Source organism: Geodermatophilus sp. SYSU D01036 (assembly GCF_054050435.1).
Genome location: NZ_JBJGZJ010000021.1, coordinates 34,464 through 57,611, shown reverse-complemented (window position 1 = coordinate 57,611; position 23,148 = coordinate 34,464). Strand labels below are relative to the sequence as shown.

The 23,148-nt window shown below is 77.6% G+C and carries 25 protein-coding genes; 6 read left to right on the top strand and 19 right to left on the bottom strand.

The features are described 5' to 3' along the window. Nucleotides 1-257: 257 nt before the first annotated feature. Both menD and ACI8AR_RS18490 read right to left on the bottom strand, forming a co-directional pair. Complete coding sequence (gene menD / locus ACI8AR_RS18495; protein ID WP_457052295.1) at nt 258-1,937, bottom strand: 2-succinyl-5-enolpyruvyl-6-hydroxy-3-cyclohexene-1-carboxylic-acid synthase; 1,680 nt, start codon at nt 1,935-1,937, stop codon at nt 258-260. Continuing rightward, nucleotides 1,934-2,893 (bottom strand): o-succinylbenzoate synthase, encoded by a 960-nt coding sequence (locus tag ACI8AR_RS18490; protein WP_457052294.1) that lies wholly within the window; start codon nt 2,891-2,893, stop codon nt 1,934-1,936. Before ACI8AR_RS18490 ends, menD begins: the two co-directional genes overlap by 4 nt. A 41-nt stretch (nt 2,894-2,934) precedes the next feature. Between ACI8AR_RS18490 and menE the strand changes: the two genes are divergently transcribed. Next, nucleotides 2,935-4,101, top strand: coding sequence for an o-succinylbenzoate--CoA ligase (gene menE / locus ACI8AR_RS18485; protein WP_457052293.1), 1,167 nt, complete (start codon nt 2,935-2,937; stop codon nt 4,099-4,101). After that, on the top strand, nt 4,101-4,973 hold the full coding sequence (locus ACI8AR_RS18480) for a 1,4-dihydroxy-2-naphthoate polyprenyltransferase (protein ID WP_457052292.1): 873 nt from the start codon (nt 4,101-4,103) through the stop codon (nt 4,971-4,973). The genes menE and ACI8AR_RS18480 overlap by 1 nt, the downstream gene beginning before the upstream one ends. A gap of 23 nt (nt 4,974-4,996) precedes the next feature. Here ACI8AR_RS18480 and ACI8AR_RS18475 read toward each other — a convergent pair whose 3' ends face one another. The 3 genes from ACI8AR_RS18475 to ACI8AR_RS18465 all read right to left on the bottom strand — a co-directional run bounded on the left by ACI8AR_RS18475 (nt 4,997) and on the right by ACI8AR_RS18465 (nt 6,192). After that, nucleotides 4,997-5,257, bottom strand: coding sequence for a hypothetical protein (locus ACI8AR_RS18475; RefSeq protein WP_457052291.1), 261 nt, complete (start codon nt 5,255-5,257; stop codon nt 4,997-4,999). Between the two features lie 84 nt (nt 5,258-5,341). Then, nucleotides 5,342-5,653 carry a DUF4229 domain-containing protein gene (locus tag ACI8AR_RS18470; protein WP_457052290.1) on the bottom strand — a complete coding sequence of 104 codons (312 nt, stop codon included), beginning with the start codon at nt 5,651-5,653 and terminating at the stop codon, nt 5,342-5,344. 29 nt (nt 5,654-5,682) lie between these two features. After that, a complete protein-coding gene (locus ACI8AR_RS18465; protein WP_457052289.1) occupies nt 5,683-6,192 on the bottom strand; it encodes an Lrp/AsnC family transcriptional regulator in 510 nt (169 codons plus the stop codon). Nucleotides 6,193-6,228: 36 nt separating this feature from the next. On the opposite strand from ACI8AR_RS18465, the gene ACI8AR_RS18460 reads away from it, so the two are divergent. Next, nucleotides 6,229-6,438 (top strand): hypothetical protein, encoded by a 210-nt coding sequence (locus ACI8AR_RS18460; protein ID WP_456938024.1) that lies wholly within the window; start codon nt 6,229-6,231, stop codon nt 6,436-6,438. A gap of 49 nt (nt 6,439-6,487) precedes the next feature. Here ACI8AR_RS18460 and ACI8AR_RS18455 read toward each other — a convergent pair whose 3' ends face one another. From ACI8AR_RS18455 to ACI8AR_RS18390, 14 genes are all read right to left on the bottom strand, one after another. Beyond that, nucleotides 6,488-6,853: a hypothetical protein gene (locus ACI8AR_RS18455; RefSeq protein ID WP_457052288.1), complete on the bottom strand. Its 366-nt coding sequence runs from the start codon at nt 6,851-6,853 to the stop codon at nt 6,488-6,490. A gap of 116 nt (nt 6,854-6,969) precedes the next feature. Then, the gene (ccsB, locus tag ACI8AR_RS18450; RefSeq protein WP_457052287.1) at nt 6,970-7,935 is read right to left on the bottom strand and encodes a c-type cytochrome biogenesis protein CcsB; all 966 of its coding nucleotides are present in this window, start codon (nt 7,933-7,935) and stop codon (nt 6,970-6,972) included. Next, the gene (resB, locus tag ACI8AR_RS18445; RefSeq protein WP_457052286.1) at nt 7,932-9,566 is read right to left on the bottom strand and encodes a cytochrome c biogenesis protein ResB; all 1,635 of its coding nucleotides are present in this window, start codon (nt 9,564-9,566) and stop codon (nt 7,932-7,934) included. The genes ccsB and resB overlap by 4 nt, the downstream gene beginning before the upstream one ends. Continuing rightward, nucleotides 9,563-10,402: a cytochrome c biogenesis CcdA family protein gene (locus tag ACI8AR_RS18440; protein ID WP_457052285.1), complete on the bottom strand. Its 840-nt coding sequence runs from the start codon at nt 10,400-10,402 to the stop codon at nt 9,563-9,565. Before ACI8AR_RS18440 ends, resB begins: the two co-directional genes overlap by 4 nt. Next, nucleotides 10,403-10,981: a TlpA family protein disulfide reductase gene (locus tag ACI8AR_RS18435; protein WP_457052284.1), complete on the bottom strand. Its 579-nt coding sequence runs from the start codon at nt 10,979-10,981 to the stop codon at nt 10,403-10,405. It lies immediately after the preceding gene. Then, nucleotides 10,978-11,610, bottom strand: coding sequence for a histidine phosphatase family protein (locus ACI8AR_RS18430; RefSeq protein WP_457052283.1), 633 nt, complete (start codon nt 11,608-11,610; stop codon nt 10,978-10,980). The genes ACI8AR_RS18435 and ACI8AR_RS18430 overlap by 4 nt, the downstream gene beginning before the upstream one ends. Further along, nucleotides 11,610-13,004, bottom strand: coding sequence for a glutamate-1-semialdehyde 2,1-aminomutase (gene hemL, locus ACI8AR_RS18425; protein ID WP_457052282.1), 1,395 nt, complete (start codon nt 13,002-13,004; stop codon nt 11,610-11,612). The genes ACI8AR_RS18430 and hemL overlap by 1 nt, the downstream gene beginning before the upstream one ends. Next, the gene (locus ACI8AR_RS18420) at nt 13,001-13,546 is read right to left on the bottom strand and encodes a hypothetical protein (protein WP_457052281.1); all 546 of its coding nucleotides are present in this window, start codon (nt 13,544-13,546) and stop codon (nt 13,001-13,003) included. The genes hemL and ACI8AR_RS18420 overlap by 4 nt, the downstream gene beginning before the upstream one ends. A 13-nt stretch (nt 13,547-13,559) precedes the next feature. Then, nucleotides 13,560-14,558 (bottom strand): porphobilinogen synthase, encoded by a 999-nt coding sequence (gene hemB, locus ACI8AR_RS18415; protein WP_457052280.1) that lies wholly within the window; start codon nt 14,556-14,558, stop codon nt 13,560-13,562. Then, nucleotides 14,555-16,084 carry a uroporphyrinogen-III synthase gene (locus ACI8AR_RS18410; RefSeq protein ID WP_457052279.1) on the bottom strand — a complete coding sequence of 510 codons (1,530 nt, stop codon included), beginning with the start codon at nt 16,082-16,084 and terminating at the stop codon, nt 14,555-14,557. The genes hemB and ACI8AR_RS18410 overlap by 4 nt, the downstream gene beginning before the upstream one ends. Nucleotides 16,085-16,187: 103 nt before the next feature. Next, on the bottom strand, nt 16,188-17,138 hold the full coding sequence (gene hemC / locus ACI8AR_RS18405; protein ID WP_457052278.1) for a hydroxymethylbilane synthase: 951 nt from the start codon (nt 17,136-17,138) through the stop codon (nt 16,188-16,190). Continuing rightward, entirely contained in the window at nt 17,135-18,490 is a 1,356-nt protein-coding gene (locus tag ACI8AR_RS18400) for a glutamyl-tRNA reductase (protein WP_457052277.1), read from the bottom strand. The genes hemC and ACI8AR_RS18400 overlap by 4 nt, the downstream gene beginning before the upstream one ends. Further along, complete coding sequence (locus ACI8AR_RS18395) at nt 18,487-19,173, bottom strand: redox-sensing transcriptional repressor Rex (protein ID WP_457052276.1); 687 nt, start codon at nt 19,171-19,173, stop codon at nt 18,487-18,489. The genes ACI8AR_RS18400 and ACI8AR_RS18395 overlap by 4 nt, the downstream gene beginning before the upstream one ends. 231 nt (nt 19,174-19,404) lie before the next feature. Continuing rightward, nucleotides 19,405-19,656: a glutaredoxin family protein gene (locus ACI8AR_RS18390; protein WP_457052275.1), complete on the bottom strand. Its 252-nt coding sequence runs from the start codon at nt 19,654-19,656 to the stop codon at nt 19,405-19,407. Between the two features lie 202 nt (nt 19,657-19,858). Between ACI8AR_RS18390 and ACI8AR_RS18385 the strand changes: the two genes are divergently transcribed. From ACI8AR_RS18385 to ACI8AR_RS18375, 3 genes are all read left to right on the top strand, one after another. Then, a complete protein-coding gene (locus ACI8AR_RS18385; protein WP_457052274.1) occupies nt 19,859-20,659 on the top strand; it encodes a sigma-70 family RNA polymerase sigma factor in 801 nt (266 codons plus the stop codon). A 118-nt stretch (nt 20,660-20,777) separates the two neighbouring features. Next, nucleotides 20,778-21,956 (top strand): DUF5667 domain-containing protein, encoded by a 1,179-nt coding sequence (locus ACI8AR_RS18380; protein ID WP_457052273.1) that lies wholly within the window; start codon nt 20,778-20,780, stop codon nt 21,954-21,956. A 94-nt stretch (nt 21,957-22,050) separates the two neighbouring features. After that, nucleotides 22,051-22,965, top strand: coding sequence for an HAD family hydrolase (locus ACI8AR_RS18375; protein ID WP_456938191.1), 915 nt, complete (start codon nt 22,051-22,053; stop codon nt 22,963-22,965). Nucleotides 22,966-23,148 lie beyond the last annotated feature (183 nt).

Genomic DNA, 23,148 nt, shown 5'->3' with positions numbered 1-23,148 from the left:
CCGCCGGGCTCCCCCTGCTCGGTGGCCATCGGCCGGGGCACGCCGCTGGGCGAGCCGCCCTCGGCCCGGGGCCCGCAGCTCGTGGTCGAGGACGTCGGCGCCGTCCGCCGGGAGCCCGCCGAGCGCGGGGTCGACGCGACGTCACCGAGGCCCAGCAGCTGGGCCCCGAGGGCGCCCCCGGCTCGCGGTCCGCGTTCTCCAGCGACCCCGACGGCAACGGCTGGTCGCTGCCGGGGATCCGGCGCTCCTGAGGCCGGTCAGGCCAGCGCGCGGCCCGCGGCCTCCCGCAGGGCGACGGCCAGGTCGGCCTCCGCGCGCTGGTCGGTGCGGGCGACGACCACCCGCGGCCCGCCGCACGCCAGCGCGGCGGTGAGCTCCTCCGGCGTGGCCACCGCCGCCGCCGCCCAGCCCAGGGACGCGGCGACGGCGACCAGGTCCCGCCCGTGCGGCGTGCCGAACACCCGCCGGTAGTCGCGGGCGTACGCCGGCCGCCCCGGCTCCAGCTGGGCGAAGATCCCGCCGCCGTCGTTGTCGGGCACCACCACGGTGAGGTCCGGGCGCAGCTCGCCCTCGCCGGTGAGCAGCCCCTGCAGGTCGTGCAGGAACGTGAGGTCGCCCATGAGCGCCACCGCGGGCCCGCCGTGCACCAGGGCGGCCCCGACCGCGGTGGACACGGTGCCGTCGATCCCGGCGACGCCGCGGTTGGCGAGCACGGCGAGGTCGCCGCGCGGCGCGGCGAGCCGGTCGACGTCGCGCACCGGCGTCGAGGAGCCGAGCACCAGCAGCGCCCCGGACGGCAGGGCGGCGACGACGTCGCGGGCCAGCCGGGCGGCGGTCAGCCCGGGCGCGGTGTCCAGCGCGGCGTCGACGGTCGCACCCACCCGGTCCGCGGCCGCGCGCCAGGCGGCGGCCCAGCCCGGGTCGGAGGGCGGGCCGGCCGGCGGGCCGGCGCGGGTGACCAGCGCCGCCGAGCGGCCGGCGTCGGGCCAGCGCGGCCCGGCGACCACGGTCTCCACGCGCACCCGCGGGTCGGCCAGCAGCGCCGACACCGGCCGGGACAGCGTCGGCCGGCCGACGACGACCACGCGCTCGGGCCGGTGCGCGTCCAGCCAGCCGGGCACGCCGAGCAGCAGCGCCCCGCCGCGCACCGCGCCGTCGGTCCACGCCCCGCCGCTCGGCTCGGCGACCACCGGCCAGCCGGCCGCGGCGGCGCCGGCCGCCCACGCCCGGCCGACGGCGTCCGGCCCGTCCCCGGCGACGACGAGCGTGCGCGGGCCGTCGGGGACCGGCGCCGCCGCGACCGGCGCGGGCTCCCCGGCGGTCCACGGCGCGCCGCCGTCCCGGCCGGCCCACGGGCCCGCGAGCGGGCCGGGCTCCTCCTCCGGCAGCAGCGGGTCCCGGAACGGCAGGTCCAGCTGCACCGGTCCGGGGTCGCCGGACAGGACGCCGGTGGCCGCGAGCAGCGCCCGGGACACCACCGACCGCCAGTAGCGGTTCTGCGCGGCCTCGCGGCCGGCCTCGGGCACGCCGACGTCGGCCGCCCAGCGCACCGCGCCGCCGTAGAGGCCGGGCTGCTCGATGGTCTGGTTGGCGCCGGTGCCCCGCAGCTCCGGCGGCCGGTCGGCGGTCAGCGCCAGCAGCGGCACGCCGCTGACGTCGGCCTCGAGGACGGCGGCGTGCAGGTGCGCGGTCGCCGTCCCGGAGGTGGTGAGCACCGGCACCGGCCGGCCGGACGCGCGGGCCAGCCCCAGGGCGAGGAAGGACGCCGTGCGCTCGTCGATGCGCACGTGCAGCCGCAGGACGCCGGCCCGCTCGGCGGCGGCCAGCGCCAGGGCGACCGGCGCCGAGCGCGAGCCGGGCGCGACGACGGCGTCGCGGACCCCGCCGCGGACCAGCTCGTCGACCAGCACGCGGGCCAGCGCGGTGGAGGGGTTCACGCGGCCAGCACCGCGCCCAGCCGCTCGGTCCAGCGGGCGGTCACGTCGCCGGGTGCGGCCACGGCGTCCAGCCGGGCGGGGTCGGGCCGGGTGACCGGCAGCGCGCCGTCCACCGGCAGCAGCGGGGCGTCGGTCACGTCGCCGTCCAGGAGGGCGACCGTGGCCAGGCCGCAGGCGAAGGGCAGGTCTGGCAGCGCGGCGGCCAGCGCGACCCCCGCGGCGATGCCGACCGAGGACTCCAGCGCGGAGGAGACCACGCACGGCAGCCCGTGCGCCTCGGCCACGCGCAGCGCGGCCCGCACGCCGCCGAGCGGCTGCACCTTGAGGACGACGACGTCGCCGGCCTCGCGCAGGTCCACGCCCAGCGGGTCGCCGGCGCGGCGCACGCCCTCGTCCACGGCGACCCGGACGTCGACCCGGCGGCGGAGGGCGGCGAGCTCGGCGAGCGTGGCGCAGGGCTGCTCGACGTACTCCAGGCCCACCCGGTCCAGCTCGCGGATGCGGGCGACGGCGGTGTCGACGTCCCAGGCGGCATTGGCGTCCACCCGGACCGCACCGGACGGGCCGAGCGCGTCGCGGACGGCCTCCACGCGGGCGAGGTCGTCAGCGGCGGTCTGGCCGGGCTCGGCCACCTTCACCTTCGCCGTCCGGCAGCCCGACGCCGCCACGATCGCGTGCGCCCGCTCGGGCCCCACCGCGGGGACGGTCACGTTGACCGGCACCGCGTCGCGCACCGGCGCGGGCCAGCCCTGCAGCGTGGCCTCGGCGGCGGCCGCCCACCACCGGCGGCTCTCCTGCACGCCGTAGTCCCAGAACGGGGAGAACTCGCCCCAGCCGGCCGGGCCGTGCACGAGCACGCCGTCGCGGACGTCGATGCCACGGAAGCGGGTGCGCATCGGCACCGACCACACCGCCAGCCGGTCGATCCCCTCGGGGAGGCCGGCGGGGGTGATCACGCCCGCAAGCCTATGTCGCGCGCGACGTACCCTCGGGACCCGTGATCCGGCAGCTGACCGTCCTCCCCGCGCCGGACGCCTCCGACGCCGTCGTCGGCACCGTGCTGCCCGCCGTCCGCGCCTGCCTGGAGGGCGCCGCGCCGCTCGCGGTCCTCCCGGCCGGGCCGCCCGCGGCGGCCGCGCGGGAGGTCCTCGCGCCGGACGAGCCGCTCGAGGACGGCGCCGACCTCGTCGTCGTCACCTCCGGGTCCACCGGCGGCACGCGCGGCGTGCTGCTGCCGGCCGCGGCGCTGCGGGCCTCGGCGACGGCGACCCTCGACCGGCTCGGCGGGTCCGGCGCCTGGCTGCTCGCGCTGCCGGTGTCGGCGATCGCCGGGGTGCAGGTCCTGGTCCGCTCGGTGCTCGGCGGCACGGCGCCCACCGTGCTCGCCGCCGGCGAGGACCTGGCCGCGGCGGTGGCGCGGATGCCCGCCGGCCGCCGGTACACCGCGCTGGTGCCCACCCAGCTGCGCCGGTACCTGGAGCGCGAGCCGGGGGCGCTGCGCGCCTTCGACGCGGTGCTGGTCGGCGGCGCGGCCACCGACCCGGCCCTGCTGACGCGCGCCCGGGAGGCCGGCGTCGCGGTGGTGACCACCTACGGCATGACCGAGACCGCCGGCGGCTGCGTCTACGACGGCGTCCCGCTCGACGGCGTGCGGGTCCGCGTGGACGACGACGGGAGTGCCGCAGGACCCGGCGGAGGAGCCATCGCGATCGCCGGCCCCGTGCTGGCGCTCGGGTACCGCCGCGACCCGGACGGCACCGCGGCGGCGTTCGCCGGCGGCGAGTTCCGCACCCGCGACGCCGGGTCGGTCGGCCCCGACGGGCGGCTGACGGTGGCCGGCCGGCTCGACGACGTCGTCGTCACCGGCGGCGTGAACGTGGCCCCGCAGGCGGTCGAGGGGGCGCTGCGCGAGCACCCCGCCGTCGCCGACGCCGTGGTGTTCGGCCGGCCCGACGAGGAGTGGGGGCAGCGGGTGGTGGCCGCCGTCGTCCCGGCGCCGGGCGCCACCCCCGACCTCGCGGCCCTGCGGCCGTGGGTGGCCGAGCGGCTGGGCGGGCCGTCCGCGCCGCGCGAGCTGCACCTGATCGGGTCGGTGCCGACGCTGCACACCGGCAAGCCCGACCGCCGCGGCGTCGCGGCCCGGCTGGACGGGGGTGTCCGCTGATGGCGACGCCCGCGCAGTGGGTGGCCGGCGCCCGGCCCCGCACGCTGCCCGCCGCGCTCGCGCCCGTTCTCGTGGGCACCGGCGCCGCGGCCGCGCTCGACGGCTTCCGGCTCGTGCCCGCGCTGCTGGCGCTGCTCGTGGCGCTGGCGCTGCAGGTCGCGGTCAACTACGCCAACGACTACTCCGACGGGAGGCGCGGCACCGACGCGGTCCGGGTCGGGCCGATGCGGCTGGTCGGCTCGGGCGCCGCCTCCCCCCGCGCGGTGCTGACGGCGGCGCTGCTGTCCTTCGTCGTCGCGGGGGTCGCGGGGCTGGCGCTGGCGGCGCTGTCGAGCTGGTGGCTGGTCGCCGTCGGCGCGGTGTGCATCGCCGCGGCCTGGACCTACACCGGCGGCCCGCTGCCCTACGGCTACCGGGCGCTCGGCGAGGTGTTCGTCTTCGTCTTCTTCGGCCTGGTCGCCGTCGCCGGGACGACGTTCGTGCAGACCGGGCGGGTCGAGGGGCTGGCGCTGGCCGCCGCGGTGCCGATCGGGCTGCTGTCGGTGGCGCTGCTGGTGGTCAACAACCTGCGCGACGTCGAGGGCGACGCCCGGGTGGGCAAGCGCACGCTCGCGGTGCTGCTCGGCGACCGCGCGACCCGGCGGTCCTACGTCGGCCTGCTCGCGGTGGCGTTCGCCGTCGTCGTCGCGATCGGGGTGGGGCGGCCGTGGGCGCTGCTCGCGCTGGCCGCCGCCCCGCTGGCCGTCCCGCCGTCGCGGGTGGTGCTCTCCGGCGGGCGCGGGCCGGCGCTGATCGCCGCGCTGCAGGCCACCGGGCTGCTCACCCTCGCCACCGGCGTGCTGCTCGGCGCCGGGCTCGCCCTGTCGGGCTGAGCGGGGCGCCGCACCGGGCCGGCCTACGACGGGCCGAGAGCCCGTCCGGCCTCCTTCCGGACCTTCTTGGTCGCCTTCTTGCCCGCCTTGCGCACGCGCCGGCGGCCGCGCTGCACCGTGCGCTCCGCCTCGTGCTTGAGCCGCCAGAACCGCCACGCACCGACGACCAGCAGCACCAGCGGCGCGAGCAGGAGCAGCACCGGGGACAGCACCAGCCCCAGCAGGAGGAGGACCGCGGCGAGGACGACGCCGACGACCCCGACGAGCGAACGCACTGCGTCCATGCGACGAGCATGCGCCCGGACCAACGGGTCCGCGCACGTCCGACGTCGTCCCGCGGCGGACGTGCTCACCCCGAGGGGACGGACTCAGGCGGCGGCGTCGCCCGACAGCCGGGCGCGCAGCTCCTCCTTGCGGGCGCGGCGGGCGACGCTGCGGGCGGCCAGGCCCTCGGTGAGCTTGTCGCGGACCGGGCGCAGCAGCACCAGCGCCACCGGCATCGACAGCAGCAGGCCGAACAGCAGCGCGGGGAAGCCGGGCAGGCCGACCAGCCAGATCAGCGCGACGAGGGCGACGGCGATGACCAGCCGGCCGAGCGTGTAGAGCAGCAGCCACGGCGCGATCCGCGGCGGGGTCGCGGGACCGCCGGTGGGCGCGCCCGGGGTGGTGCTCTCGGCCATGCTGCTGTCCTCCTGCGTGCGGTCGGGCGTCATCCCGTCCGGCCCTCCCACTTGGTGGAGAGCACGACGGTCGTGCGGGTGCGGGCGACGCCCTCGATCCTGTTCAACGCGTTGATGGCCGCCTCGAGTGCCGGGATGTCGGTCACCCGGACCTTGAGCACGTAGCCCTCGCTGCCGGCCACCCGCCAGCAGTCCTCGACCTCGGGCATCGCCCGCAGCGCCGCCTCCACGCCGGTGTCGTCGACGGCGTCGCTCTCGATCACGCCGATGAGCGCGGTGACGTCCAGCCCCAGGGCGGCGGGGTCGACGACGGCGCGGTAGCCGAGGACGACCCCGGAGGCCTCCAGCTTGCCCACGCGCTCGTGCACGGCCGGCGCGGAGAGCCCGACCTGCCGGGCCAGCTCGGCGATGCTGGCACGGCCGTTGGCGCGCAGCAGGTCGATCAGCTGCCGGTCGACGGCGTCGATGGGGGGCTCCGTCCGGGTCGTGTGGGGACGCGGTCGCGGCCCGCTCCCCCGAGTATCCCCGCGCTCGTACATTGGGCGGCAGGGACGTTCCTGGAGAGGGGAGGCCGGGTGCCGGTCGTGCTGCTGCTGGTCGCGGTGCTCGTGGTGGTGCTCGTGGTCCGGGCGACGGCGGTCGCCGGGAGCGAGTTGCGCCGCGAGCGGCCGGCCCGACGTCCGCGGCCCCCGCGCGCGGTCCGCCCGGTCGCCCCCGACGACGACCCGGAGTTCCTCCGCGAGCTCGGCCGCCGCGTCCGCCGCGACGACGGCTCCCCCGCCTAGCGGACCCGCTCCCCGCGCACGTCCGCGGAGGCGCACGGCCCGGGTGGCGTCACGCCGCGCGGCCGCCGAAGAGACGGCGCCAGCCGCGCGGGCCCGGCGGCTCCGGGTCGCCGTCCGGCCCGGTCCCCGGCACGGCGGGCACGACGTCGATGCGCGCGGTCGCCTCGGGGCCCTCGGTCGCGTCGGTCCCGGCCGGCTCGGTCCCGGTCGCCCCGCCGGCGTCGTCCGCCCGGTCCAGCGAGCCCGGCCAGCCGAGCCCGCCGCCGGTCGTGGTGTCCCCCGGCCAGCCCAGGTCGCCCTCGGTCCCCTGCGCGGTGACGCCGGGCGCGTGCCGGGTCACCGGGGTGCCGGCGGCCAGCGCGGCCGCCACGATCGGGTCGGTGCCGACGCCGTCGGCGGCAGTGTGCCTACCCACGGCGTCCCCCCGCGCGTGCAGTCATGCGCCCATCGCAACACGCCGGGGCGGGAACGCGCGCCCGCACCCCCTCACGCGAGTGAGGGGTGGGACGGGTGGGGTGGACGGGGCACAGGTCAGTTGACACCGCCGTAGCTGTGCAACCCGGACGACACCATGTTCACGTACAGCAGGTTGAAGACCATGACCCCCAGGCCGACCACGTTGACCCACGCCGCGGGCCGGCCGCGCCAGCCCGCCGTCGTCCGGGCGTGCAGGTAGGCGGCGTAGACGACCCAGGCGATGAAGGCCCAGGTCTCCTTGGGGTCCCAGCCCCAGAACCGGCCCCAGGCGCTCTCGGCCCAGATGGCGCCGGCGATCACCGCGAAGGTCCAGATCGGGAAGCCGAAGATGGCCGTGCGGTGCGCGACCCGGTCCAGCGTGGCGGCCGAGGGCATGCGCGCCACCAGCCGCGACGACGACGGGTCGCCGCCGCGGGCCTCGAACCGGCCGCGGACCAGGTACAGCACGCTCGCGATGCCGCTGACGAAGAACACGCCGAAACCGAGGATCGCGGTCGACACGTGCACGGCCAGCCAGCTCGACCGCAGCGCCGCCACCAGCGGGGCGCTCTCCACGTAGAGGAACAGCCCGATCGCGACCAGGCTGACCACGACGGGGGCGAGGACGAACAGCCCCAGGTGCCGCAGGCCCGGCGAGCGGACGGCGAGGACGAGGAAGGCCACGACCGCGACCAGCACGACCGCGACGGCGAACTCGTACATGTTGCCCCAGGGCAGCCGCTCGACGGCCAGGCCGCGGGCGACGAGCACCCCGGCGTGGGTGAGCGCCCCGAGGGCGGTGAGCAGCATCGCCACCAGGCCCCAGCGGCGCACCGCCGGCGGGTCGTCCGTGCCGGCCGGGGCCGCCTCGGCGGCCACCGGCTCGTCGACCGGGGCGCCGGCGCCGACCAGCGCCCGGGCGCGGGCGGGCCGGCGGCCGAAGGCCAGCTGGGCGGCGAAGGCGACGACGGCGAGCGAGTACAGGCCGACGCTGACGGAGAACAGGGTGTCCGACAGGCCGGACAGCTGGTCGGCGGTCACGCGGGTGTGCCTCCGGTCTCGGGTGCGCCCCCGGACGGGGCGCGGGTCGGGGCGCGGGCGGCGAGGGCCGCCCGCAGGTCGTCGGTCAACGCCGTGAAGCGCGGTGCGCCGTCGCCGCTGCCTCGAGTCAGTCCACCGACCTCGAGCACGGTACCGCCGTCCGCGGAGAGCCCGGTGGCGCGGGCGAAGACCCGCTCCCGGCGCAGCAGCAGCATCCCGAGCAGGCCGGCGAGCACCGCGATCGCCGCGGCGAGCACCCACACCTGCCCCGGATCGTGCGAGAACTGCAGGGCGGCGAACTCCTTGTAGCCGGTGAAGGTCACCGTCGTCCCGTCGGGCAGCGTCAGCGACTCCCCGACCGACAGGTTGCCGCGGCCCACCTCGGTGAGCCGGCCGCGCTCGATCTGCGAGGCGTCGAGCGAGTAGACCGACTGCGGCAGGCCGGAGTCCAGGCCGAGGTAGCCCTCGTAGGCCACCACCGCCACCTGCGGCGCCAGCGGGCGCGGGTCGATCGAGGTGAGGATCCCGCCCTGCGTCAGGCCGGTCGGCGCGAAGAAGCCCTCCAGCGCGAACTGGTCCTCGGTGCCGGCGCCCAGGTCGGGCAGCTTGAGCGCGCCCTGGCTGCCCATCATCCGCTGGTCGCTGGGGAGGAACGGCGCCGAGACGTCGTCGATGCTGAACCCGCCGGGCCGGGTCACGGTGAACGTCGGGCTGAACCCGTGGCCGGTGACGTAGACCCGGTCGCCGTCGACCCGCAGGGGGTCGTTGACGCCGATCGTCGTCGGCCGGCCCTCCTCGCCGGGGGCGCCGTAGGTGATGTCGGCGGTGAACGAGGAGGCGGTGAGGTCCTGCTCGTAGGTGGCGCGGAAGTCGTCGAGCCCGACGCAGATCGGCGTCAGGTCGCTGCCCTCGACCAGCGCGCCGGAGGAGTGGGTGTCGTACTGCTGGAACGAGTTGCAGAACCGCTGGCCCTCGGTGACCAGGATGCTGCCCTCGTAGCCCCACAGCTTGCCGCCGGCCAGCGCCAGCAGCAGGCCGACCAGGGCCAGGTGGAAGACCAGGTTGCCGGTCTCCTTGAGCAGGCCCTTCTCGGCCGACAGCTCCTCGACCCCGTCCCGCTCGCGGCGCACCACGCGGTAGCGGCGGACCCGCAGCTCCTCCTCGACGACGTCGAGGGCGCCGGCGGCCGGCAGCGCGGTGGGCAGCGCCGCGGCGTCGGGGAGCCGGGACAGCCGGCGGGGCGCGGGCGGCGGCGGGGTGCGCAGCGCGCGGGCGTGCTCGAGCGCGCGGGGCAGCACGCAGCCGATGAGCGAGACGAACAGCAGCAGGTAGACCGCGGCGAACCACGGCGAGCTGAAGACGTCGAACAGGTAGAGCCGGTCGAGCAGCGGCGCGAGCGTCGGGTGGTCGGCGAAGTACTGCGCGACGTTGCTCTGCGACAGCGAGCGCTGCGGCAGCAGCGAGCCGGGGATGGCGGCCAGCGCCAGCAGGAACAGCAGCACGATCGCCGTGCGCATGGCGGTGAGCCGGCGCCACTGGCGCAGCACGAACCCGCCGGCGCGGCGGAGGCCGGAGGGCGGGGCCGGTGGCGGGGGCGCGGCGGCCGGGCGGGGCGGGGCGGTCGTCGTCACAGCGGCGCCGACTCCCCCAGCCCGGTGACGGCCAGCCAGGACCGCAGCCAGCCCATCATCTCGGTCCACGCGCCGGTGACCAGGAGCAGTCCGACCAGCACCAGCACCGCGCCGCCGAAGCGGGTGACCCCGCGGGCGTGCCGGCGCAGGAACGTCGTCGCCCCGACCGCCCAGCGCGCACCCAGCGCGACCAGCACGAACGGCACGCCCAGGCCCAGGCAGTAGGCGACCGACAGCAGGGCGCCGCGGCCGGCGGTGGCCTCGGTGTAGGCCAGCGAGTAGACCGCCGACAGCGTCGGGCCCAGGCACGGCGTCCAGCCCAGCCCGAAGACGACGCCGAGCAGCGGGGCGCCGGCCAGCCCGGCCGCGGGCCGCACCGACAGCCGGGCGGTGCGCTGCAGGAACGGCAGCCAGCCGAGGAAGCCCAGGCCGACCACGACGACGACCGCGCCCATCACCCGGGTGATGACGTCGTCGTACTGGACCAGCAACCGGCCCAGCCCGCCGAACGCGGCGCCGGCGGCGACGAACACGACGGTGAAGCCGAGGACGAACAGCAGCGCGCCGAGCACCATCCGCCCGCGCGGCGTGCGCTCGTCGGTGCGGACGGCGGTGGCGGTGGCGCCCTGCCCGGTGGCGGTGGCGCCCTGCCCGGTGAGGGCCGGCGCTGGCGCGGGGCGGGCGCCGGTGCCGACCAGCCCGGTGACGTAGGACAGGTAGCCCGGCACCAGCGGCAGCACGCAGGGGGAGGCGAAGCTGACCAGCCCGGCCAGCGCGGCGACGACGGCGGCCACCAGCAGCGGGCCGTCGGTCACGAGCTCACGCACGCCGTCCACTCAGCTCTCCTCCCCGAGCAGCCGGTCGAGGACGGCGCGCAGGTCCTCCTGCGCCACCTCGCCCGTGTACACGGCGGCGACCCGGCCGTCCCGGTCCAGCACGATCGTGGACGGGATCGCGTTCGCCGGGTAGTCCCGGAAGGCCAGCGCGACCTCGCCGGCGGGGTCGTACAGCGAGGGGAACTCGATGCCCTGGCTGTCGACGAACGCCTGCGCGAACTGCTCGTCGGTCTCCTTGACGTTGAGGCCCAGGAAGGCCACGCCCCGGTCGCGGACGTCGGCGTAGACCTCCTGGAACGCCGGCGTCTCCACCCGGCAGGGCGCGCACCAGGAGCCCCAGAAGTTGAGGACGGCGACCTGCCCGGCCAGCTCGTCGGAGGTCCAGTCGCCGCCGCCGACCAGGGTGCCGCCGAACGCGGGCGCGGAGTCCCGCTCGCCCTCGGGGATCACCTCGCCGGCCGGGGTGGCCGCGACGAAGCGGAACTCGCCGCCGTTGCTGACGTCGACGGCGTCGGCGCCCGTGGAGCAGCCGGCCAGCAGGGCGACCGCCGCCAGCAGGGCGGTCAGGGCGCGCCTCATGCGCCGGGCACCGCGTCGGGATCGGTGGCCCCGGCCGGCTCGGCGTAGGTGATGCCGGCGACCCGGTCGCCCTCGTAGGTCACCGACGTCACGCTGGCCAGCCCGCACTGCCGCCGGCGCGGGTCGTGCACGTACCGCTTCCCCTCGAGGTGCAGCCGCAGCGTCCAGATGGGCAGCTGGTGGCTGACGCAGACGGCGGCACCGCCGCGGGCGGCGTCGCGGGCGGCCTCGACGGCGAGCAGCATCCGCGCGGCGATCTCCACGTAGGGCTCGCCCCACGAGGGCCGCACCGGGTTGCGCAGCTTCCACCAGTCCCGCGGCCGGCGGACCAGCCCCTGGCCGCCGGCGACCGGCATCCCCTCGAAGGCGTTGCCGGCCTCGATCAGCCGCTCGTCGACGGCGACCGCCAGGTCCAGCGCCTCGGCGACCGGCTCGGCGGTCTGACGCGCCCGCTCCAGCGGGCTGGACACCAGGTGCGTGACGCCGCGCCCGACGAGCCACTCGGCGGCGCGGCGGGCCATCGCCTCGCCGGCCTCCGACAGCCGGTAGCCGGGCAGCCGGCCGTAGAGCACCTTCCCGGGGTTGTGGACCTCCCCGTGCCGGAGCAGGTGGACGACGGTCGTCTCCATCAGGGCTGCAGCTCCTGGGCGTCCTTGGCGTCCGCGTCGGACGGGGCGTCGGACGGGGCGTCGGCGGGGTCGGCGGCCGCGGCGGCGCGGGCGGCGGCGGGCAGCGCGTCCAGCACCCGCTCCACGGCCCCGTCGTCGAGCGCGGCGCTCACGAACCAGGCCTCGAACGCCGACGGCGGCAGGTACACGCCGCGGGCGAGCATCTCGTGGAAGAAGGCGCGGTGGGCGGCGGTGTCCTGGGTGCGGGCGTCGTCGTAGTCGCGCACCTGGCGCTCGTCGGGCACGAAGAAGACCGAGAACATCGACCCGGCCTGCTGCACCCGGTGCGGGACGCCGGCGGCGAACAGGGCCGCGCTGGCCGCGCCGCGCAGGGTGACCGCGACCCGGTCGCAGCGGGCGTAGACGTCGTCGGTGCAGTGCCGCAGCGTGGTGAGCCCGGCGGCGACGGCGACCGGGTTCCCCGACAGCGTGCCCGCCTGGTACACCGGCCCGGTCGGGGCCAGCTGCTCCATGAGGTCGGCGCGCCCGCCGAAGGCCGCGGCCGGCAGCCCGCCGCCCATGACCTTGCCGAAGGTGAACAGGTCGGCGTCGACGGGGTCGAGGCCGTACCAGCCCGAGCGGGACACCCGGAAGCCGGTCATCACCTCGTCGAGCAGCAGCAGCGCGCCGTGCTCCGCGGTGATCCGGCGCAGGTGCGCGTTGAAGCCGTCCAGCGGCGGGACGACGCCCATGTTGCCCGGCGCCGCCTCGGAGACCACGACGGCGATGTCGGACCCGCGCTCGGCGAACACGGCCTCGACGGCGGCGACGTCGTTGTAGGGCAGCACGATCGTGTCGGCGGCCGCGCCGGTGGTGACGCCGGGGGTGTCGGGCAGGCCGAGGGTGGCGACGCCGGACCCGGCCGAGGCCAGCAGCGCGTCGACGTGGCCGTGGTAGTTGCCGGCGAACTTGACCACCAGCGGGCGGCCGGTGGCGCCGCGGGCCAGGCGCAGCGCGGACAGCACCGCCTCCGTGCCGGAGTTGACCAGCCGCACCCGCTCGACCGGGCGCACCCGGGCGATGATCTCCTCGGCGAGCTCGAGCTCGCCCTCGGTCGGCGCGCCGAAGGACAGCCCGCGGCGGGCGGCGGCGGTCACCGCCTCGACGACGGCCGGGTGTGCGTGGCCGAGGATCATCGGCCCCCACGACGCGACGAGGTCGACGTAGCGGCGGCCGTCGGCGTCGGTGAGCCAGGGGCCCTGGGCCTGCGCGATGAACCGCGGGGTGCCGCCGACGGCGCGGAAGGCTCGCACCGGCGAGTTCACCCCGCCCGGGGTCACGCGCTGCCCGCGGGCGAACAGGTCGGCGGAGACCGGTGCGCCGTAGTCGTACCGGGTCGTGTCCAGCGAGGTCACGGCCCCAGTGTCCCCCCGCCGCCCGGACGCCCGTCGGGGGTGTCGGTGCCCGCGTCCTGTGACGTCCGGCTCCTCGGCAGGGTGCTCCCCGGGACCGCGGCCAGCAGCGCGCCGGCGAGCGCGGCGGGGTCGCGGGTGGGCACGAGCACGGTCCGCCCGTCGGTGAGCCGCAGCGGCAGCCCGGTGCGCCCGCGGGGCACCGACCAGCCGCCGCCCAGGACGGGGGCGCCGGCGTCCACGCCCGCCGTCCCCTCGCGCACCGCCCGCAGGTGGGCGGCGTCGACGTCGGCCAGGGGCACCCGCTCGCGGCCCACCGACAGCGCGCCGTCGGGACCCCCGCCGGCGACCCGCACGGTCCACACCCGCCGGGCCGCCGCGCAGCCGAAGGCCACGACGCCGAGCACCGCGACCACGGCGAGCCCCCACAGCAGCGGCGGCACGTCCGGGCCGGGCAGCACCAGGTCCAGGACGGCGAGGAGCCCGAGGACCCCGGCGACCAGCCAGAACGGCCGCCAGGAGCCCCCGGGCTCGACGTAGCTCATCGGCGGGTGGACCTCAGCGGAGCAGGCGCGCGGCCTCGACCGCCCAGTAGGTGAGCACCTGGCCGGCGCCCGCCCGCCGGATGGCGGTGATCGTCTCCAGGATGGCGCGCTCCCGGTCGATCCAGCCGTTGGCCGCGGCTGCCTCGACCATCGCGTACTCGCCGGACACCTGGTAGGCGCTGACCGGGACGTCGACGGCGTCGGCGACCCGGGCGACGATGTCCAGGTAGGGCAGCGCCGGCTTGACCATGACGGCGTCGGCGCCCTCGGCGAGGTCCTGCGCCACCTCGCGCAGCGCCTCGTCGGCGTTGGGCGGGTCCATCTGGTAGGTCGAGCGGTCGCCGAACTGCGGCGCGCCCTCGGCCGCCTCGCGGAACGGGCCGTAGAAGCCCGAGGCGTACTTGGCGGCGTAGGCGAGGATCGGCGTCTCGGTGTGGGCGCTGGAGTCCAGCGCCCGGCGGATCGCCGCGACCTGCCCGTCCATCATCCCGCTGGGGGCGATGACGTGGGCGCCGGCCTGCGCCTGCGCGATCGCCACGGCGGCGTACCGGTCCAGCGTCGGGTCGTTGTCGACGACGCCGGCCGGGGTGACCAGGCCGCAGTGCCCGTGCGAGGTGTACTCGCACAGGCACAGGTCGGCCATGAGCACCAGCTCGTCGCCGAGGTCGGCCCGCAGCTGGCGCAGCGCGACGTTGACGATCCCGTCGGCGGCGTCGGCCTGCGAGCCGACCTCGTCCTTCTCGGCGGGGATGCCGAACAGGATCAGCCCGCCGATGCCGGCGTCGGCCGCCTCGTGCGCGGCCTTCCGCAGCGAGTCCAGCGTGTGCTGCACGACGCCGGGCATCGCGCCGATCGGTTGCGGCCGGTCGAGGCCCTCCTTGACGAAGACCGGCAGCACCAGGTCGGCCGGGGCCACCCGGGTCTGCGCGGTGAGCCGCCGCAGCGCGGGCGTCGACCGCAGCCGGCGCCCGCGCGCGAAGCCCGGGTTCGACCCACCCTGCGGGGAGGTCACTCGCCCTCACCCTCCCGCTGCGCCTCGGCGTACTCGGCCAGCGCGTCGACCAGCGGCAGCACCGCGGCGGTCTCGGGCTGGACGTCGACCCGCAGGCCGAACTCCTGCGCGGTGGCCGCGGTCGCGGGGCCGATGACGGCGACGACGGTCTTCGCGTGCGGCTTGCCGGCGATGCCGACCAGGTTGCGCACGGTGCTCGACGAGGTGAAGCACACCGCGTCGAAGCCGCCGCCCTTGATCGCCTCGCGGACCGCGGCGGCCGGCGGGGCGGCGCGCACGGTGCGGTAGGCGGTCACGTCGTCGATCTCCCAGCCGCGCTCCTGCAGGCCCGCGGCGAGGGTCTCGGTGGCGATGTCGGCGCGGGGCAGCAGCACCCGGTTGATCGGGTCCAGGACGTCGTCGTACTCGGGGAAGTCGGCCAGCAGGCCCTCGCTGGACTGGGCGCCCGAGGGCACCAGCTCCGGCACGATGCCGAACGCGCGGACCGCCTCGGCGGTCTGCTCGCCGACGCAGGCGACCTTCACGCCGGCGAAGGCGCGGGCGTCGAGGCCCAGCTCGGTGAACTTCTCCCGGACCGCACGCACCGCGTTGGCCGAGGTGAACACGATCCAGCCGTAGCGGCCGGTGACCAGGCCCTTGATGGCGCGGTCCATCTGCGCGGGGCTGCGCGGGGGCTCGACGGCGATGGTCGGCACCTCGACCGGCACCGCGCCGTAGGCCCGCAGCCGGTCGCTCATCTCGCCGGCCTGGTCCTTGGTGCGCGGCACCAGCACCCGCCAGCCGAACAGCGGCCGGCTCTCCCACCAGGAGAGCTTGCCGCGCTTGTCGACGGCCGCGCCGACCGTGGCCACGACCGGCCCGCTGACCGCGCCGAGGTCGGCGGTCTTCTCGGCGACGGCCGACAGCTTCGCGGTCACGCTCTTCTGGCCGGTGCCCGAGCCGCCGGCGGTGACGACGACCGGCGTGCTGCCGGACAGGCCGCCCTCGACCAGCCGCGCGGCGGCGTCGGGCAGCTGCTCGGCGCCGCCCTGCAGCACCACCGGGGCGCCGAGGGCGTGCGCGGCGCCGGCCAGCGCGGGCAGGTCGACGGCGCCGTCGCGCAGGTCGGCGGTCAGCGAGGTGCCGCCGAGCGCGACGCCGGCGAAGGCCGGGACGGCGGTGGCGGGGGCGACGCCGGGGACGACGTCGAAGGGCACGGAGGTGCGGCCGACGGCGAGCACCTCCTTGACCACGGCGTCGGAGGTGAACGGGTCGCCGGCGACCAGCCGGACGACGACGTCGCCGGTCTTCGCCGCCGCGACGGCGCCCTTGGCGACGTCGGCCGGCTCGCCGCTGACGACGGTCGGCTCGACGCCGGGGCGGCTCGCGCGCACGGCGTCGAGGAGGGCGGCCGGCACGTCGGGGTCGACGTGCAGCACCGCGGCCTCGGCGATCGCGGCCGTGGCCCGGGCGGTGAGCATGCCGGGGTCACCGGGGCCGGCGCCGACGAAGACGACGCGGCCGGGGGTCTTGCGGAAGCGCGTCATCACGAGCTCCTGGTCCTTGTTGGTGTCAGGGCCCTGGGGAGGGCGTGGGTGGGGGTCTGGGGTGCCGGGGCGGTCTGCCCGGCGGGGGGACGGCGCACGGGGGTCACCGGGCGGCCGCCACGAGCTCCGCGGCGCCGCGGTCGAGCAGGTCGGCGGCGAGGTCGCGGCCCAGCCGCTCGGCCTCGCCGACCGGCCCGGTGACCGAGCCGCGGACGCCGTCGCTGCCGTCGATCGCGGTGACCGAGGCACGCAGGTACAGCTCGGCGCCGTCCTCGCCCTCGGCCAGCTCGGCGTAGGCGGCCACCGGGGCGCTGCAGCCGGCCTCGAGCGCGGCCAGCGTGGTGCGCTCGGCGAGCACGCAGGCGCGGGTGCCGGGGTCGTCGAGGGCCGCGAGCAGCTCCAGCGTCCGCTCGTCGTCGGCCCGGCACTCGACCGCGAGGGCGCCCTGCGCGGGGGCGGGCAGCACCTGCAGCGGGTCGAGGGTCTCGGTGACCGCGGCCAGCCGGCCCAGCCGGGCGAGCCCGGCGCGGGCGAGGACCACGGCGTCGAGGTCGCCCGGCACGACGCGCGCCATCCGGGTGTCGACGTTGCCGCGGATCGGCACGACCTCCAGGCCCAGGCCGAGCGCGCGCAGCTGGGCGACCCGCCGCGGGGCGCCGGTGCCGACGCGGGCGCCGGCCGGCAGCTCGCCGAGGGTCAGGCCGTCGCGGGCGACCAGCGCGTCGCGGGGGTCCTCCCGCGGCGGGACGGCGGCGAGCACCAGCCCGGGCTCGGGTGCGGTGGGCAGGTCCTTGTAGCTGTGCACCGCGACGTCGACGGTGCCCTCGAGCAGCGCCTGCCGGATCGCGGTGACGAAGACGCCGGTGCCGCCGAGCTGGGCGATGGCCGCGGCCGACCGGTCCCCCTCGGTGCTGATGTGCACCAGCTCGACCGGCACGCCGCTGGCCGCGGTGATCGCGTCGGCGACGGTCTGCGACTGGGTGCGGGCGAGCTGGCTGGCGCGGGTGCCCAGACGCAGCGTGCGGGTGGCGGTGCTCGCCGACGGCGCGGTCATGCCACACCGCCGGGGCGCAGGTCGTCGGGGTCGACGGTGACCGCCTCGGCCAGCCGGGTGCCGTCCTCGGGCACCTCGGTGTCGATGCCGAGGCCGAACAGCGCCCGCAGCGCGTCGGCGTAGTCGACGCCGCCGGGGATGGCGGCCAGCTCCTTGACCCGCACGGTCGGCTCGTGCAGCAGCTTGTCCACGACCCGCCGCACGGTGCGGGCGATCTCGCCGCGGGCGCGGGCGTCGAGGTCGGGCAGCCGGGTGGACAGCCGCAGCAGCTCGGCGTCGACGACCTCGGCGGCCTGGCTGCGCAGCGCGGACACGGTCGGGGCGACGGCGGCGGCCTGCCGCTCCGCGCGCAGCAGCGCGGTCTCGGCCTCGATGAGCGCGTGCGCGGCGGAGACGTCGTCGGCGGCGACCGGGCCGGCGCCCCCGGCGGCCGAGCGCTCGCCCTGCAGCAGCGCCAGGTCGACCAGGTGCACGCCGGGCAGCGCGGCCACGCCCGGGTCGACGTCGCGCGGCAGGGCCAGGTCGACGACGGCCAGCGGGCGGCCGTCCCGGTCGGCCATGGCGCCGGCGACGACGTCGGTGCCGACCACCAGGCCGGTGGCGCCGGTGCAGGTGACCACGACGTCGGCGTCGGCGACCGCCGCGCGCAGGTCGGCGAGCTCGGCGGTGCCGCCGTCGACCGCGGCGGCCAGGCGGGCGGCCGACTCCGGCGAGCGGCTGGCGACGGTGACCAGCGCGCCGCGGCGGGACAGCGTGGTGGCGGCCAGCGCGCCCATCGACCCGGCACCGACGACCAGCGTCGGGCGGCCGGCCAGCGGGCCGACCCGCTGCTCGGCGTGGTCGAGGGAGACGGTGACCAGGTTGGCGCCGGCGCGGTCGATGCCGGTCTCGGAGTGCACCCGCTTGCCCACGCGCAGCGCGTGCTGGGCGACCGGGTGCAGCGAGCGGCCGACCGTGCCCTCGTCCTGGGCGAGGGCGTAGGCGGCGCGCAGCTGGCCGAGGACCTGGGTCTCGCCGACCACCATGGAGTCCAGGCCCGCGGCCACGGTGAACAGGTGGGCGACGGCCTGGTCCTCGTAGTGGACGGTGACGTAGGGCGAGAGCTCCTCGACGGAGGCGCCGGCCTGGCGGGCCAGCACCCGGCTGACCTCGGCGACGCCGCCGTGGAAGCGGTCGACCTCGGCGAAGACCTCGACCCGGTTGCAGGTGGCCAGCACCAGCGCCTCGCTGACGTGGTCGCTCTCGACCAGCTCGTGCAGCGCCTTGACCTTGTCGTCCGCGCTCATCGCGACCTGCTCGAGCAGCGCGACCGGCGCGGTCTGGTGGCTGATGCCGACGGCGAGCAGGCTCATGCCATCCCCCCGGCGGGGGCGAGCCCGGTGCCGAGCGCCGTGACCGGGGCGGAGCCCCGCTGCTTGTCGAGGAACGCGAGGACCTGCAGCTCGACGGAGAGGTCGACCTGGCGGACGCCGACCCCTGCGGGCGCGGTGAGCGCCACCGGCGCGAAGTTCAAGATGCTCCTCACCCCGGCCCTGGTCAGCCGGTCGCAGACCCGCTGCGCCACCTCGGCCGGTGTCGCGATGACCCCGATCGTCGCCCGCGTGGCGGCGACGACCTCGTCGAGCTCCTCCATCGGCCGGACCGGCAGGTCGCCGATCCGCTGGCCCACCCGGGCCGGCGAGGCGTCGAACAGGCCGACGAACTCGAAGCCCCGGTTGCCGAAGCCCCCGTAGCCGGCCAGCGCCGACCCCAGGTTCCCGATCCCGACGAGGACGCACGCGTGCGCGGTCTCCATCCCGAGCACGGCCGCGATGCGGTCGCGCAGGGTCGCCACGTCGTAACCGACCCCGCGCACGCCGCACGGGCCGAGGTGGGAGAGGTCCTTGCGCAGCCCGGCGGGGTTGACGCCGGCCGCCGAGGCCAGCTCGCCGGAGGAGACGGTGCCGCGGCCGCTGTCGGCGAGTCCGGTGAGCACCCGCAGGTACACGGCCAGCCGGGCGACGGTGGCCTCCGGGATCCGGGGCCGCGACTGCATCACGGGCCTACTCCACAGCGGTCGCGCCCGGGCGCCGGCGGGAGCCTGCGGGGGCGGACGACATCGGGGATCCGGGCGGTACACCCACCCGGCGACAGCCACGGTAACCGCTTGTGAACGCAGGAACAAAGTCCCGGGGACGGCCACGGGCCCCGGGCCAGCGCGGATGCCCGCGGCTGTGTCCGACACCATACCCGCCCGGGGGTTCCCCGACCCGTCCGAGTGGCCCGCTCAGCCGATCCCGAGGTCCCGGCGCAACCGGGGGACGTCGACGGTGAAGTAGGAGTGCTCCCGGCCGTCGAGCAGCACCACCGGCACCCGGTCGCCGTACTCGGCCTGCAGCTCCGGGTCGGCGTCGACGTCGACCTCGCGGGTGGCGACGCCGGCCTCCCCGGCGATCCGCGCGAGCGTCTCGGCCGCGGTGACGCACAGGTGGCAGCCGGCCCGGGTGAGCAGCTCCAGCCGCACGGGGGTCTCGGTCACGGGGCACCTCCTGCGGGGCGGCGGCGGTCCCCCCGGCGAGGTACCGAGACGTACCGCACGGCCGGCCGACGTGGACGGTTCGCAGTGATGTTGTCACCATGTGAGAGGACCCGCAGGACAGCGGGACACCGCCGAGCCGGGAGGACCCCCGTCGGGCGAGCCGTCGCGGCTCGGCGGGCCGACGAGGAGGTCGACGTCCCGCATGCCGCAGTCGCGCCCGGTGGACGAGCGGTCGTCCGCCGTCCCGGCGGGGCGGCGGCCCAGTCCGCGCCCCCGCCCGACGCCGTACCCGCGCGCCAGCGTTGACGGCGCACCGGCGGAGCCGAACGTCGTCGGCGACCCCGAGGCCGCCTCTCCCGACGCCGGCTCTCCCGACGCCGTCGCGGAGCCGCCCGAGGAGGACGAGGGCGCGCTCGCCGAGGAGCTCGCCGCGCTCGAGGAGGACCTGCCCGACGACCGGGTCGACGTCTGGGACCTGGTCCGGCAGGCGCAGGCCGGCGACGCCGAGGCGTTCGGCCGGCTCTACGACCACTACGTGACGCTGGTCTACCGGTACGTGCTGCACCGGGTGGGCGACCGCGCCCAGGCCGAGGACTTCACCAGCGAGACCTTCGTCCGCGCGCTGCGGCGCATCGACTCGCTGTCGTTCCAGGGCCGCGACGTCGGCGCGTGGCTCGTGACGATCGCCCGCAACATCATCCGCGACCACGTGAAGAGCAGCCGGTTCCGGCTGGAGGTCACCACCGCGGACATGCGCGACGCCGACCAGGCCACCGACGGCCCCGAGGACGCCGTCGTGTCCCGGCTGACCAACGAGCAGCTCCTGGCCTGCATCCGCCAGCTGGGCAGCGAGCAGCAGGAGTGCATCTCGCTGCGGTTCCTCCAGGGGCTGTCGGTGTCGGAGACCGCCGCGGTCATGGGCAAGAAGGACGGCGCGGTCAAGGCGCTGCAGCACCGGGCGGTGCGGCGCCTGGCCGGCCTGCTGCCGGAGGGGCTGCGGTGACGCGCGGGACCCCGGGCGGGGGACCCGCCGTTGTTACCCGCCGGTACGCCGTAACGGGCCGCGAGCTGCGTCGTTGCCCCGGTCGACCGAGCACCGACCGACCGACCGGAGGCCCCAGGTGAACGCCGAGCACGACGCCGCGGGAGCGACCCGCCGTGCGTCCGTGCAGCAGCGGGAGGCGGCCCTCGAGGACCGGCTCCGCGCGCTCGCCCTGGACCTCGACGACCAGCCCGCTCCCGACTTCCGCGCGGCCACCCGCGCCCGGCTGGTCGCGATGGCCGCCGTCCGCTCGCCGGAGCCGGAACCGCGCCGCGGCCCGGCCCGGCTGCGCGCCACCCGGCCGGCACCCGGCCGCCCGGCGTGGCGGTCCCGGCTGACCGCCGGGATCGCCGGCGCGGCGCTGGCGGTCACCACGCTCGGGTCCCTGGTCGCGCTGTCCACCGACGCCGAGCCCGGCGACCCGCTCTACGCCCTCAAGCGGGGCACCGAGCAGACCCAGCTCGCGCTGGCCGGCGACGAGCGCGGCCTGACGCTGCTGGAGTTCGCCACCACCCGGCTGCAGGAGCTCGGCGACCTCGTCGAGGACGGCGGGGGTACGCCGCCGGCCGACCTGGTCGTCGACACCCTCGCCACCATGGACGCCCAGACCACCGAGGGCGCCGCCCTGGTGCTCACCCAGGCCGTCGCCGGCCGCGACACCGCTCCCCTGGCGGTGCTCACCGGCTGGGCCGAGGACCAGGGCTCCGGCCTCGCCGGCCTGCAGGGCGCGCTGCCCGCGGACGCCGGCACCGCCGCCACCCGCTCGCTCGGGGTGGTCTCCGAGGTCGGCACCCGCGCCGCGGAGCTGCGCACCGCGCTCGCCTGCCCGACCGGCCCCGCCCTCTCCGGCGCGGACCGGTTCGGCCCGCTGCCCGCCGCCTGTGACACCACCCCGGCGTCCCCGCCGGCCGGCTCCGGGACCACGGCCCCCGCACCGGCCGACCCCGGCACCCCGGCCCCCGGCCGGCCGACCGGGCCGTCGACGCCGCCGGCCCCCTCGTCGGCCCCGACGCCCTCGAGCGCGCCTCCCGCGCCGTCCCCCGGCAGCGGCCCGGCGGCGCCGACCGGCTCCGGAGGCGGGAGCACCCCGACCGGCACGGCGCCGACGACGGCCCCGCCCTCGCCCGGTGGCGGCCTGCCCCTGCCACCGCTCCCGCTGCCCGGGGGCGGCGGTCAGCCGTCCGCGCCGTCGACCACCACGCCGCCCCCGATCCTGGACACCCCGCTGCCGGTCTGCCTCTGGCCGATCATCTGCTGAGGTCCCGGTCCGGGTCCGGGGCCCCGGCGGGCGGCCGATAAGGTCGGTCGGGTACCGCCCCAGGGCGGAGGGATCACCCCAGGGGAGGGAGCCCGTGCCGGGTCTGCCGTTCCGCGGCCGCCGCAGGCAGGACGGCGGAGCGCCGTCCGAGGAGGAGATCCGCGCGCACGTCGCAGGCGCGGCGTCCGCGGCCGCCGCGGAGGTCGAGCCGGTCCCCGCCGTGGTGGCCGACCGCACCGCCGCCGCGTTCTTCGACGTCGACAACACGATGATGATGGGCGCCTCGCTGTTCTGGTTCGCCCGCGGCCTGGCCTCGCGGAAGTACCTGACCTCCCGCGACATCGCGCGCTTCGCGTGGCAGCAGGCCAAGTTCCGCGTCGCGGGCAACGAGAGCGCCGGCGACATGCACACCATCCGCGAGACCGCGCTGGCCTTCGTCGCCGGCCGCACGGTCGCCGAGATCGTCGACGCCGGCGAGGAGATCTACGACGAGCTGATGGCCGACCGGATCTGGTCGGGCACCCGCAACCTCGCCCAGCAGCACCTCGACGCCGGCCAGCGGGTGTGGCTGGTCACCGCGACGCCGGTGGAGCTGGCGCGGATCATCGCCCACCGGCTGGGGCTCACCGGTGCCCTGGGCACGGTCGCCGAGGTGGTCGACGGCCGCTACACCGGCCGGCTGGTCGGCGAGCTCATGCACGGCGAGGCCAAGGCGGAGGCGGTGCGGGCGCTGGCCGAGCGGGAGGGCCTGGACCTCAGCCGCTGCACCGCGTACAGCGACTCGGCCAACGACCTGCCGATGCTCACCCTGACCGGCACGGCGGTGGCGGTGAACCCCGACACCGAGCTGCGCGCGGTCGCCCGCTCCCGCGACTGGACCGTTCGCGACTTCCGCACCGGCCGGAAGGCCGCCCGGATCGGCGTCCCCACCGTGGCGGCCGCGGCGGTCACCGGCGGCGTCGTCGGTGGCGCGGTCGCCCTCCGCCGCCGCAACGCCTGGCCCTTCTGATCCGTCGGCCTCCGGCCGACACCGCGGCCGCGTGCCCGGGAGGACCTCGCTGCCCCCGGCCCCTCGCACGCTCGGCGCGGGCCCCTGCACCGACGCCGATCGACGCGTGGAGCCCTTCCTGCCGCTCGGTCGCGGGCGCCTCCGGCCCCCACTCCTCGCGGCACCTCGCAGGACGCGTCACGT